The 10,854-nt window shown below is 68.0% G+C and carries 12 protein-coding genes and 4 tRNA genes; 9 read left to right on the top strand and 7 right to left on the bottom strand.

What is annotated here, in order from left to right:
* The first annotated feature begins 5 nt into the window (after positions 1–5).
* Complete coding sequence (locus CQ047_RS04555) at positions 6–404, top strand: hypothetical protein (RefSeq protein ID WP_105673094.1); 399 nt, start codon at positions 6–8, stop codon at positions 402–404.
* Between the two features lie 67 nt (positions 405–471).
* On the opposite strand, the gene CQ047_RS04550 is transcribed toward CQ047_RS04555, so the two are convergent.
* Together CQ047_RS04550 and CQ047_RS04545 are read right to left on the bottom strand one after the other, a co-directional pair.
* Positions 472–1,383, bottom strand: a complete 912-nt coding sequence (locus tag CQ047_RS04550; protein WP_181155831.1) for a restriction endonuclease — start codon at positions 1,381–1,383, stop codon at positions 472–474.
* A gap of 257 nt (positions 1,384–1,640) precedes the next feature.
* A tRNA-Val gene (locus CQ047_RS04545) sits at positions 1,641–1,713 on the bottom strand.
* A gap of 153 nt (positions 1,714–1,866) precedes the next feature.
* Between CQ047_RS04545 and CQ047_RS04540 the strand changes: the two genes are divergently transcribed.
* The 4 genes from CQ047_RS04540 to CQ047_RS04525 all read left to right on the top strand — a co-directional run bounded on the left by CQ047_RS04540 (position 1,867) and on the right by CQ047_RS04525 (position 2,693).
* Positions 1,867–1,939 (top strand) — tRNA-Gly (locus tag CQ047_RS04540).
* Between the two features lie 53 nt (positions 1,940–1,992).
* Positions 1,993–2,063, top strand: a tRNA-Cys gene (locus CQ047_RS04535).
* A gap of 24 nt (positions 2,064–2,087) precedes the next feature.
* A tRNA-Val gene (locus CQ047_RS04530) sits at positions 2,088–2,163 on the top strand.
* Between the two features lie 245 nt (positions 2,164–2,408).
* The gene (locus CQ047_RS04525; RefSeq protein WP_258132475.1) at positions 2,409–2,693 is read left to right on the top strand and encodes a GIY-YIG nuclease family protein; all 285 of its coding nucleotides are present in this window, start codon (positions 2,409–2,411) and stop codon (positions 2,691–2,693) included.
* A 58-nt stretch (positions 2,694–2,751) separates the two neighbouring features.
* Here the strand turns inward: CQ047_RS04525 and CQ047_RS04520 are convergent, their stop codons facing one another.
* Positions 2,752–3,138 carry an SPW repeat protein gene (locus tag CQ047_RS04520; protein WP_105673092.1) on the bottom strand — a complete coding sequence of 129 codons (387 nt, stop codon included), beginning with the start codon at positions 3,136–3,138 and terminating at the stop codon, positions 2,752–2,754.
* 94 nt (positions 3,139–3,232) lie between these two features.
* Here CQ047_RS04520 and CQ047_RS04515 point away from each other — a divergent pair, with 94 nt between their 5' ends.
* Both CQ047_RS04515 and CQ047_RS04510 read left to right on the top strand, forming a co-directional pair.
* The gene (locus CQ047_RS04515) at positions 3,233–3,874 is read left to right on the top strand and encodes a Pr6Pr family membrane protein (RefSeq protein ID WP_258132473.1); all 642 of its coding nucleotides are present in this window, start codon (positions 3,233–3,235) and stop codon (positions 3,872–3,874) included.
* Between the two features lie 132 nt (positions 3,875–4,006).
* On the top strand, positions 4,007–5,167 hold the full coding sequence (locus CQ047_RS04510) for a DUF1611 domain-containing protein (RefSeq protein ID WP_105673091.1): 1,161 nt from the start codon (positions 4,007–4,009) through the stop codon (positions 5,165–5,167).
* Here CQ047_RS04510 and CQ047_RS04505 read toward each other — a convergent pair.
* The 3 genes from CQ047_RS04505 to zapE form a co-directional block, all read right to left on the bottom strand.
* Positions 5,133–5,726, bottom strand: a complete 594-nt coding sequence (locus tag CQ047_RS04505; protein WP_105673090.1) for a type II toxin-antitoxin system PemK/MazF family toxin — start codon at positions 5,724–5,726, stop codon at positions 5,133–5,135. The genes CQ047_RS04510 and CQ047_RS04505 overlap by 35 nt on opposite strands.
* 108 nt (positions 5,727–5,834) lie before the next feature.
* Complete coding sequence (locus CQ047_RS04500) at positions 5,835–7,073, bottom strand: ammonium transporter (RefSeq protein WP_105673089.1); 1,239 nt, start codon at positions 7,071–7,073, stop codon at positions 5,835–5,837.
* A gap of 124 nt (positions 7,074–7,197) precedes the next feature.
* Positions 7,198–8,238: a cell division protein ZapE gene (gene zapE / locus CQ047_RS04495; RefSeq protein WP_105673088.1), complete on the bottom strand. Its 1,041-nt coding sequence runs from the start codon at positions 8,236–8,238 to the stop codon at positions 7,198–7,200.
* 130 nt (positions 8,239–8,368) lie between these two features.
* Here zapE and CQ047_RS04490 point away from each other — a divergent pair, with 130 nt between their 5' ends.
* Both CQ047_RS04490 and CQ047_RS04485 read left to right on the top strand, forming a co-directional pair.
* Entirely contained in the window at positions 8,369–9,262 is an 894-nt protein-coding gene (locus tag CQ047_RS04490; protein WP_105673087.1) for a sulfurtransferase, read from the top strand.
* A 19-nt stretch (positions 9,263–9,281) separates the two neighbouring features.
* On the top strand, positions 9,282–9,713 hold the full coding sequence (locus CQ047_RS04485; protein ID WP_105673086.1) for a SufE family protein: 432 nt from the start codon (positions 9,282–9,284) through the stop codon (positions 9,711–9,713).
* On the opposite strand, the gene CQ047_RS04480 is transcribed toward CQ047_RS04485, so the two are convergent.
* A complete protein-coding gene (locus CQ047_RS04480) occupies positions 9,697–10,851 on the bottom strand; it encodes an alpha/beta hydrolase (RefSeq protein WP_105673085.1) in 1,155 nt (384 codons plus the stop codon). The genes CQ047_RS04485 and CQ047_RS04480 overlap by 17 nt on opposite strands.
* Positions 10,852–10,854: the final 3 nt, after the last annotated feature.

Below are 10,854 nucleotides of genomic sequence, written 5' to 3'. Positions count from 1 at the left end.
GGCGCATGGTCAGGACTGCTGCACGATGGATGCTCGCGCTGGTACTCGCCGCGGCCGGCGCCGCGCATCTCGTCCGCACTCGGGGCTTCCGGATCGTCGTCCCGGACTGGGCGACGCGGGTCACGCGCCTCGACAAGGACGTGATCGTCATCGCCTCGGGGGCGGCGGAGCTCGCGCTGGCTGCCGGTCTCGTCGCCCTCCCCCGCGAACGCCGCAGGATGGGCTGGGCCGTGGCGGGGTTCTTCGTCGCCGTGTTCCCCGGCAACGTGCACCAGTGGCGTACGCGCCGCTCCGCACCCGGCCTCGACACGGATGCCCGCCGGCTCGGCCGCCTCTTCCTGCAGCCGCTGCTCGTGCTCTGGGCGCTGTGGGCGACCGCCGAGGGTGGCGACCCGCTCCGTTGACAGCGCGTGTCCCGCCTGGGGTTCCGGCAGTGGGCGCACCCACAAGCGTCGTACGTCGCGCGTCGGCTCAGGCGAAGAAGTCCTCATCGATCTCGACGACCTTGTACGTCTCGCGCACCTGGACCCCGACACCGTAACGGATCATCAGGCTCGTGAGCCGCGCACCGTCGATGAGGATGACGCGCATCGGGACGCCTTCGGCATAGGCGCGCGCCCCCTCGGAGAACCGGCTCGTCGTGATGAAGACGCCGCTGTCCGCCTTTCCGCTGAGGGCCCCGACGAAACCCTGCACGTCGGGACGCTGGACGACGTTGTGGTCGGCATAGCGCTTCGCCTGGATGTAGACGCGGCTGAGCCCGAGCACATCCTGATCGATGACCCCGTCGATCCCGCCGTCGTTGCTGCGCTGGGTCACGCTGCCGCCACCGGTCGTTCCGCCGTAGCCCATGGCGAGCAGCAGTTCTACGACAGCCTGCTCGAAGAATCCGGGTTCCTTACCCTGGAGTCGTTGGAGGAGCTCGGCGGCGACCTCCTCGTCGATGCGAGCGATACCGCTCTGCACCTGCTCGATCGGGGTCATCGACTCGCCATCGACCGCCGCGACCGTATCGCTGGGCTTCGCCCGCTCGGTCTTCTCGTAGAGGCGGATCGGCGATTCCGGGTCTGCACCGAGCGCACGGATGTCGCGCTCGCGGATGCCGTCGGGAAAGGAGCCGATGAGCTGACGGCCGGCGTCTGTGATCGTGTAATGGCCCCGCTTCGGCCGTGCGAGCGCACCGACGTTGGTGAGGAACGAGACCGCCCAGCCGATGCGGTTCTCGTACTTGACCTGACTGCCCGACGGCAGCATCTCCTGCTTCTGAGACTCCGTCAGCCCCGCCGCGTCTGCGACCAGCGGCTGGAACTCCCGCCAGTGCCTGACGATCCCGTCGTCGAGAACGCGAAGCGTCGGGATCATGAACCCTTCCCAGTTCGGCATCTGCTCAGTCACTTCATGCCCTCCCCGGGACAACATCCTGTCTTCGCGCTCCAGCCCAGGTCGGGCCGGCACATGATTCGAGTGTACGAACCTCACCCAAGGTGCCCACGACACCGCTCGCGCGTCTCGCCACGCAGCGTCACCGTGTATCCCTCCGACTGGAGGTCGCTGTCTCGCTAGGGTCCGAGCTCGCCGCCGGGTCGCACGCGAAGGCCAGGGAACGCAAAAACCCCCGGATGAACCGGGGGTTTTGTCTGTGCGCGATACCGGACTCGAACCGATGACCTCTTCCGTGTGAAGGAAGCGCGCTACCAACTGCGCCAATCGCCCATACCCGTGGGGTACGTCAACCGATACTACCCGACCGTCGGAGGCCCTGTTGACCAGATCGCGGGACACGCGCGAGATTCGGGTCTGGTTTTGACAACCGCCGATCGTCGGCTAATGTTTATCAAGTGCTCGGGGCAACAACCCGAGAACAACGCGGATGTAGCGCAGTTGGTAGCGCACAACCTTGCCAAGGTTGGGGTCGCGAGTTCGAGTCTCGTCATCCGCTCAAGTGCTGGGGCCTTCTTCGGAGGGCCTTCCGCACGTGGGGTCAATCCACACGGTGGCGTGGCCGAGCGGCTAGGCACCGGCCTGCAAAGCCGTTTACACGGGTTCGAATCCCGTCGCCACCTCTCAGAAACTGAATAGCCCCAACGGGCGCGATTGGCGCAGCGGTAGCGCGCTTCCCTGACACGGAAGAGGTCACTGGTTCGAGTCCGGTATCGCCCACCACAGAACCCCGCAGAGCTTCGGCCCCGCGGGGTTTCTTCGTCTCACAGCGGCCGAAGGTCCGACCGGGTCGGCCTCGGGTGTCGGAGCCCACGACTACCGTTCACATCGTGTCAGACCTTCCTCCCCTGCCCGGGCCTTGCGGACTCTGCGGGGGTCTGCGCGGCACGCGGCGCGAAGGTTCCCTGATCTGCGCCGACTGCGGCTGGCGCTACGGAGACGCACCTGACCCCGACCTGCCTCTTCCCGTGATCGAAGTGGTCTACTACCTCCGATATGACCGCCGGGTGAAGATCGGCACGAGCCGGAGGCCACGGCAGCGCCTCGCGAGCATCCGGCACGACGAGCTCCTCGCCTTCGAACAGGGCGGCAGGGCCCTCGAACAGCAGCGACACCGAGAATTCGCCTTGGTCAGGGAGGGCGGCGAGTGGTTCACCCTGACCGACGAGGTGAGAGCGCATATCGCAGCTCTGCGCGAACGCGGCGAGCCGTGGACGCTCTATGCCCGCTGGCTGAGCGATGCCCTTCGGTGACCTCACACGCCGATGACGGTGCCACCGGAAAGGTCCGGCAGCACCGTCGTCGTCGCTCTCACGCGTGAGCCGCAGAGACCTTCACGCGGGCCGGCTGGGGCTGCGAGAACAGCACGACCACGATCACCGCGACGCCGACCACGACGTGCGGCAGCCAGACGTTGAGCGCCTGGCCCGAGAAGCCGAACAGCCACGGCGACAGCGCGAGGAACAGGCTCGCCACGATGTCGAACACGAGGTGGACGGGCATCGGGATGAACCCGAACGGACCCCACTCGTACTTGGTGAAGAGGCTGTAGACGATGAGCCCGACACCGAGCACGATCGGGATGACGACGGCAGCGCCGCCGACGCTGGAGAAGCCGAACAGCCACGGTGCGGCGATCAACGCCACACCGACGATGTAGTCGAGGGCACCGTGGACCTTGGTGGGGATGAAACGCATGATTCCTCCTTAGCTGCGCCGCGGATCGCGACTCACAGCTGGTTCGGAGCGCAGGGGGAAACGGATTGCCGCCCTCCCCGCATAGCCTGGGGACGTGCCCGAGATCCGCCCCGCCTCTCGCCCCGTCGCCATCGCACGCATGCTCGTCGGGGCCGTCGTCATCGGCATCCTGATCTACACGTATGCGATCGGCATCCCGGCACAGGGCGCGAATCCGTTCGACTACTTCGGTTACTTCACGAACCTCACCAGCCTGCTGACCGGCCTGATCCTGATCGCGAGCGGGGCTGCGGCAGCCGTCACACGCACGGTGCCGGACTGGATGCCGCAGGCGCGCGGCGCGGCCGTCACCTGCATGATCATCGTCGCGCTGATCTACAACCTCATCGTCCCGGGTACGGGCACCGCTCCCGCATGGGTCAGCATTACGCTGCACCTCGTGTTCCCCGTGCTGCTGGTGCTGGACTGGCTCCTCGTCGGCGATCGGCCGCCGCTACCATGGCGGCGGCTCTGGATCGTCCTCCCCTATCCGCTGACCTGGCTCGTCGTGACGCTCATCCGCGGCGCGACGGACGGATGGGTCCCGTACGGATTCCTCCTTCCCGAACGGGGCGCCGCACAGCTCGCGGCCACCGCCGGAGGCCTGCTGGTCGCCCTCCTCGCCGCGGCTGCACTGGTCTGGACGATGAGTCGTCAGCGCGGGGTCGCCACGGTGTCGACCGGGTTCGCGGGGTAGTCCCAGGCTCGACTGCTACGGTGACCGAGTCGGCACCTCGTCGACGTCAGGGAAGACTTCTTGTCGACCAACGGGCCCCCATCGGCCATTTCGTTCTCCGTCGCCTCCTCTGGGTGATCCTAGGAGCGCGCCATGCCCGCCCATTCCCTTTCCGACCCGATCGACTCCTCTGCGCTCGACTGGGCGCTCCCCGCGACGCTTCCCGCCGGTTCGACGGCCGTGGTGTACTGCGAGGGACAGTTCGGCGAGCAGGACGGCAAGACCGCCAACGGGCTCGTGCGCCACTCCGAGAAGTACGAGATCCTCAGCGTCATCGACAGCACACGCGCGTTCCAGGACACGGGCGCGTTCCTCGACGGCGCGGACAACGGCATCCCGATCCTCGCGAACCTCGCCCAGGCGATCGTCAACGCCGGGCGAGTGCCCGACTACCTCATCTGCGGTGTCGCCCCCGCCGACGGGCTCATCTCCCCCGCGGTGCGCCGGGCCCTGCTCGACGGCATCTCACGGGGCATGCACATCGTCAGCGGCCTGCACGAGTTCCTCGGCGACGATGCCGAGTTCGTCTCGGCGAGCATCGCCGCAGGAGTCACGATCACCGATGTGCGCCGCCCGCGCGACAAGAAGGACCTCCATCTCTTCTCCGGTCGGATCTTCGACGTGACCTGCCCTCGGATCGCGATCCTCGGCACCGACGGCGCCATCGGCAAGCGGACCACCGCGACGCTCCTCGTCCGCGCCCTCACCGACGCCGGCATCCGGGCGGTCCTCGTCGGCACCGGCCAGACCACGATCATCCAGGGCGGACGCTACGGAGTCGCCCTCGACGCGCTCGTGCCGCAGTTCTGCTCGGGCGAGGTCGAGAACCAGGTCGTCGCGGCCTTCGAGGGCGAGGATCCCGACGTGATCATCGTCGAAGGACAGGGCGCGCTCAGCCACCCCGCGTACCTGACATCGGCGCACATCCTCCGGGGAAGCCGCCCCGAAGCCGTCATCGTGCAGCACGCACCGGCCCGCAAGACGCTCGGCGACTTCCCGATGGTCGCGATGCCGTCCGTCGCGAGCGAGGTGGCTCTCATCGAGTCGTTCGCCGACACCCGTGTGATCGGCGTCACGGTCAACCACGAGGATCTCACCGCTCCCCAGCTCGCCGCTGCGATCGACGAGATCGAAGGGGAGCTCGGCATCCCCGCCACCGATCCGCTCACGAGGCCGGCGAGCGAGCTCGTGGAGATGGTGCTTCAGGCCTTCCCGGCGCTCAGCCCTCAACTCGCCAGCCGTAACGCCGGCTGAGGGCGCCGGAGACCCGGCCGAAACGGACCTTGTCCAGGACGGCGGCTTCGCGCCTCAGCCCGCGCTCGTGGACGCTGTACAGCTGCTCGATGTCGACCCACGATTCCCTGCCCTGCGAGTCCCAGGAGCCGGATCCGATCGACAGGAAGTCCCTGTCCCGCTCGTGCGCCTTGCTGGTCATCCGCACCGCGTACACGCGGTCCGATGACTGGCGGCCGATCACGAGCACCGGCCGGTCTTTGCCCCTGCCGTCGTTCTCCTCATAGGGCACCCAGGTCCAGATGACCTCTCCGGCGTCCGGAGCGCCGTCACGTGCCGGCGCGTAGGAGATCCGCAGGTCTCGGATGCGCTCCGGATCGATGCGCACGGTGTCGGTGCCCGCGGCCTGCCCCGGCTCGACGACATGCCCGGAATCCGCGGAGTCGGTGCGCTCGGCATCCGTCTTCAGGCGTGCCCTCGGGCGTGTCGGAGAGCCCTGGGAGGGCGTTCGGCGCCCGGATCCCACCGCCTTGAGGAGGATCTCGAGGATCGAGGTCAGGATGCCGTTGCCATTGCCCACAGGGTCACCCTATCCGCTGCCGCTCCACGTCAGCGCACGCCGGAAGGGCGTCTCGGTTCAGGGGAACCGAGACGCCCTTCCGCGTTCGCACGACGATGCTGTAGGCGCTCACGCGTCCGCGAGCGCGTACCCCTCTTCGCCGTGCACGACCAGGTCCACTCCTGCGATCTCGTCCTCGTTCGTGATGCGGAACCCGATCGTCTTCTCGATCGCGAAGCCGATCACGAAGGAGATGATGAACGAGTAGAGCAGCACGCCCACCGCGGCGATCGCTTGCACCGCCAGCTGGCGGAGGTCGCCACCGACGAAGAGGCCGGTGCCGGTCGCGAAGAGTCCGAGGTAGAGCGTGCCGAACAGGCCGCCGACGAGGTGGATGCCCACCACGTCGAGCGAGTCGTCGAAGCCCAGGCGGAACTTCAGCTCGACCGCCAGCGCGCACAGGATGCCGGCCAGAGCGCCGAGCAGCAGCGACCACCCCGGCGTCAGGTTCGCGCAGGCCGGAGTGATGGCCACGAGACCGGCAACCGCACCGGACGCCGCCCCGACAGAGGTCGCCTTGCCGTCCTTGATGCGCTCGACGAGGATCCAGCCGAGGATCGCCGCCGCGGTGGCGCCCAGGGTGTTGAGGCCGATCAGACCGACGCCGCCCATGTCCTCAGCGAGCCACTCCGCACCCGCGTTGAAGCCGAACCACCCGAACCACAGCAGGGCGGCCCCCAGGAGCGTCAGCGGGACGTTGTGGGGCTTCAGGATGCCCTTCTGGAAGCCGATGCGCTTGCCGAGGACGATCGCCAGCGCGAGGGCCGCCGCACCCGCGTTGATGTGCACGGCGGTTCCACCGGCGTAGTCGATGACGGCGATGCCGCTGTCCTCGCCGAACAGGGTGGTGCCGAGATTCATGATCCAGCCGCCGCCCCAGACCCACGCGGCCACCGGGAAGTAGCCGACCGTCGCGAACACGCCGGCGAAGATCAGCCAGGAACCGAACTTCGCGCGGTCGGCGATCGCGCCGGAGATCAGTGCGACCGTGATGATCGCGAAGGTCGCGCCGTACGCGACGCCGAGCAGGGCTACGTTGGATCCCTCGCCGCTGGCCAGCGCGCTCAGGCCGAAGTCGGCGAAGGGGTTGCCTGCGAAGGCGGTCGGGCTGTCGACGGCGCTCATCGAGAATCCGAAGAGGATCCAGAGCACCGCGACGAGACCGATCGAGCCGAAGCTCATCATCATCATGCTCACGACGCTCTTCGCCTTGACGAGGCCTCCGTAGAAGAAGGCGACTCCGGGCGTCATCAGCAGCACGAGAGCCGTCGCTGTGATCGCCCAGGAGATGTTGCCGGGTGCATCCATGTGTAAACCTCACATTCGGGAAACTGTGAGGTTCAGTGTGGCGACACCCGATTTCCGGGATGCGTGAAGTTTGTTGCGCGCACGTTACAGGCTGAGCGCCCGTGTGAACATCGCGTTACGCAGGTCAGCGTTCGGCGTGGGTGAGGGCGTTCAGACGCGAGATCGCCCGCAGGTACTTCTTGCGGTAGCCGCCGCCGAGCATCTCCTCGGCGAAGACCTGATCCAGGCTGACCCCGGTGGCCACGATCGGGATCTGCGCGTCGTAGACCCGGTCGACGAAGGCGACGAAGCGCAGCGCCTCCGACTGATCGGTCAGCACGCGCACATCGCGAAGGCCCACGAGCCCGAGGCCCGTGATCAGACGGATGTACCGCGAGGGGTGCACGCGGGCGAGGTGGGAGATCACGTCGCCGAACGCGTCATCGGATGCCGCGCCCCCGGTCGCACCCTTCGCGATGGCGTCGGCGTACTCCGCATCGGACGATACGACGGCGTGACCGTCGAGCGCACGCTGGCGGAAGTCGACGCCGTCGATCCGCAGCGTCTCGAAGCTGTCGGACATGGCGTGGATCTCCCTCAGGAAATCCTGGGCGGCGAAGCGCCCCTCGCCGAGCGCGTTCGGCGGGGTGTTGGAGGTCGCTGCGAGCTTGGTCCCGGTGGGGACGAGCTCTCCGAGGAGACGCGTCATCACCATCGTGTCGCCGGGGTCGTCGAGTTCGAACTCGTCGATGCAGAGCAGATCGGCGCCCTTCAGCAGATCGACCGTGTTCTTGTACCCGAGAGCTCCCACCAGGGCGGTGTACTCGATGAACGAACCGAAGTACTTCCTGCGCGCGGGCATCGCGTGATAGATCGAGGCGAGGAGGTGCGTCTTGCCGACGCCGAAGCCTCCGTCGAGGTACACGCCCGGTTTGATCTCGGGCTCCTTCTTCGCCCGGCTGAACAGACCTCCGCGCTTCACCGGCGCACCACGCCCTGCGAACCGGATCAGGGTCTCCTTCGCCTCCTCCTGAGAGGGGTACGCGGCGTCCGCGCGATAGCTGTCGAACGTCGCTCCATCGAACTGGGGCGGGGGCACCAGGCTCGCGAGCATCTCGGGACCGGTGACGGTCGGCTGGCGCTCGGTCAGGTGCACGACGCCCGTGGCGGTGGTGGTGTCAGTCATCGTTTTCCTGTGTCGAAGTCTTACGAATCCGGTGCCGGGGGCGCAGCGGGGATCTATCGTCGAAGGGACGGCTCAACACTACGCCGTCCGCACCTGCGTCATCGCCCGCTCAACGTCTGAGGAGATCCCTGTGGCCATCGAGTTCGATTCGTCTTCGTCCAAGTTCGCCGAGTACGCGGAACCCGGCCGTCTGGTCACCACCGACTGGCTCGCCGCGCACCTCGGCGATCCGGGACTCGTCGTGGTCGAGTCCGATGAAGACGTGCTGCTCTACGAGACGGGCCACATCCCGGGGTCCGTGAAGGTGGACTGGCACACCGAGCTCAACGACCCTGTCGTCCGCGACTACGTCGACGGCGAGGGCTTCGCGAAGCTCCTGAGCAGCAAGGGCATCTCCCGCGACGACACCGTCGTGATCTACGGCGACAAGAACAACTGGTGGGCGGCCTACGCGCTGTGGGTCTTCTCGCTCTTCGGCCACGAGGACGTGCGCCTCCTCGACGGCGGCCGCGACCGCTGGATCGCGGAGGGACGCGAGATCACCCGCGAGGCCACGGTCCGCCCCGCGACCGAGTACCCCGTGATCGAGCGCGACGACTCGGTCATCCGCGCCTACAAGGAGGATGTGCTCGCCCACATCGGCAACCCGCTGATCGACGTGCGCTCCCCCGAGGAGTACAGCGGTGAGCGCACCACCGCCCCGGCCTATCCCGAGGAGGGCGCCCTTCGCGCCGGCCACATCCCGACAGCGCAGAGCGTGCCGTGGGGCAAGGCGGTCGCCGAGGACGGCGGCTTCAAGCCGCGTGCCGAGCTGGACGCCATCTACCGAGACGGCGCGGGTCTCGCCGACGGCGACCAGGTCGTCGCGTACTGCCGCATCGGGGAGCGCTCCAGCCACACCTGGTTCGTGCTGACGCACCTGCTCGGGTTCGAGAACGTCCGCAACTACGACGGCTCCTGGACCGAATGGGGCAGCGCGGTGCGCGTGCCGATCGTCACCGGGGCAGAGCCCGGCGCCCTCTGACGGTGCGAGAATGTCAGGGATGAGCACCAGCACCGTCCCCGACGTCCTCGCCGAGATCCGCGATTCCTTTCTGGAGACCCCGGAGCCCGATCGGCTCCTGCTCCTGCTCGAGTTCGCGGACGAGCTGCCCGCCGTGTCGGACGAGGTCGCCGCGCACCCGGAGATGTGCGAGCGGGTCGCCGAGTGCCAGTCCCCCGTCTACATCTACGTCGAGGTGCACGACGGCGTCGTGACGATGCACGCGACCGCTCCCCCGGAGGCCCCGACGACAAGGGGCTTCGCCAGCATCCTGGTGCAGGGGATCTCCGGACTCACCGTCGACGAGGTCCTCTCGATCCCCGAGGACTACCCGCAGTCGATCGGCCTGACCAAGCTCGTCTCCCCCCTGCGCATCGGCGGCATGACGGGCATGCTGATGCGCGCCAAGAACCAGGTCAGGCAGAAGAGCTGAAGCCGTTCCCGCTCACCCAGTCGGTGATGGATGCCGTCCACGCTGTCTGGTCGTAGTTCCAGAGCTTGGTGTGCCGCGCCGTCGTGAAACGCGGCATCGTCACGATGTCCGGACGGGCCTGCTGGAGCGCGTGAGAGGCGTCTGACGGGACGAAGCCGTCGTCGTCGCTGTGCAGGATGAGGATCGGCACGTCGAGCTCCTCGGCCCTGGCCACCATGTCGAGCCGATCGAAGGAGATGGCGTCGTCCGCGCCGCTCAAGCGCGCGGTGAGCGGGAGCTGGAGGGCGCCCATGGCCATGTCCGGCAGCGGCCCCCTGAGTCCGGACTCCCTCGCCTGGAACCGCAGGACGGTGCGCCAGTCGACCACCGGCGACTCGAGGATGAGTCCGGCGATCCTGCTGCGATTCGCCGAGTTGACCGCGGTCTGCAGCGAGATCGCTCCGCCCATCGACCAACCCATCAGGATGACGCGCTCGGCGCCGTGGCGCAGCGCGTAGGAGATCGCCGTGTCCACGTCGCGCCACTCCGCAGCACCCAGCGCATACGCGCCGGCTCTGCTCCGTGGCGCCTCGCCGTCGTTGCGATACGACACCACGAGGTTCGGGAGCCCTGCGGCATGCAGCACGGGCACGGCCCTGAGGCACTCCGCCCGCACCGCTCCGCGCCCGTGGACCTGGATCACCCACGTCGACGACTCCCCGGGGAAGTACCACGCTGGGCACGGACCGGCGGGCGATCCGATCAGGACGTTCTCCCAGCGCAGGTGCAGTTCGCTCGGGGTCGAGTAGTAGTAGCCGCTGAACGTCGCACCCCGGTCGACCCGGGCGCCCGGCTCGATCTGCGTGAGCAGCTTGCGCCGCACCGTCGTGGCATCTGCGCTGAGCACCGCGCCCAGCTTCACGTAGCCGTAGGTTCCGGTCGTGAACAGGCCGTAGCGCCCCGGGAGCTCCGTGTCGAGGGTCCGCTGCAGCTCGATCGTCTGCGCGCCCGTGTCGACAGCGCGGATGACCGTGTCCAGCGGCCTCCTGCCCGGGGTGACCACGCGACGGGCGGTGCCGAACACGAGCAAGGCGACCGCAGCCCCGAGCGCGAGCAGTGCGGGGACAAGGAGCGCAACGGCGTGCCTGAGACTCTTCATCGC

This window comes from Microbacterium sp. MYb72, assembly GCF_002979415.1.
GTDB lineage: Bacteria > Actinomycetota > Actinomycetes > Actinomycetales > Microbacteriaceae > Microbacterium > Microbacterium natoriense.
This window is presented reverse-complemented; position numbering and strand designations above follow the sequence as displayed.

What these genes read in the sequence shown, in the direction of transcription:
- CQ047_RS04555 (WP_105673094.1), top strand. Translation starts at nt 6, where the DNA reads ATGGTCAGGACTGCTGCACGATGGATGCTCGCGCTGGTACTCGCCGCG.
- CQ047_RS04550 (WP_181155831.1), bottom strand. Translation starts at nt 1,383, where the DNA reads ATGCCGAACTGGGAAGGGTTCATGATCCCGACGCTTCGCGTTCTCGAC.
- CQ047_RS04520 (WP_105673092.1), bottom strand. Translation starts at nt 3,138, where the DNA reads ATGCGTTTCATCCCCACCAAGGTCCACGGTGCCCTCGACTACATCGTC.
- CQ047_RS04510 (WP_105673091.1), top strand. Translation starts at nt 4,007, where the DNA reads ATGCCCGCCCATTCCCTTTCCGACCCGATCGACTCCTCTGCGCTCGAC.
- CQ047_RS04500 (WP_105673089.1), bottom strand. Translation starts at nt 7,073, where the DNA reads ATGGATGCACCCGGCAACATCTCCTGGGCGATCACAGCGACGGCTCTC.
- zapE (WP_105673088.1), bottom strand. Translation starts at nt 8,238, where the DNA reads ATGACTGACACCACCACCGCCACGGGCGTCGTGCACCTGACCGAGCGC.
- CQ047_RS04485 (WP_105673086.1), top strand. Translation starts at nt 9,282, where the DNA reads ATGAGCACCAGCACCGTCCCCGACGTCCTCGCCGAGATCCGCGATTCC.
- CQ047_RS04480 (WP_105673085.1), bottom strand. Translation starts at nt 10,851, where the DNA reads ATGAAGAGTCTCAGGCACGCCGTTGCGCTCCTTGTCCCCGCACTGCTC.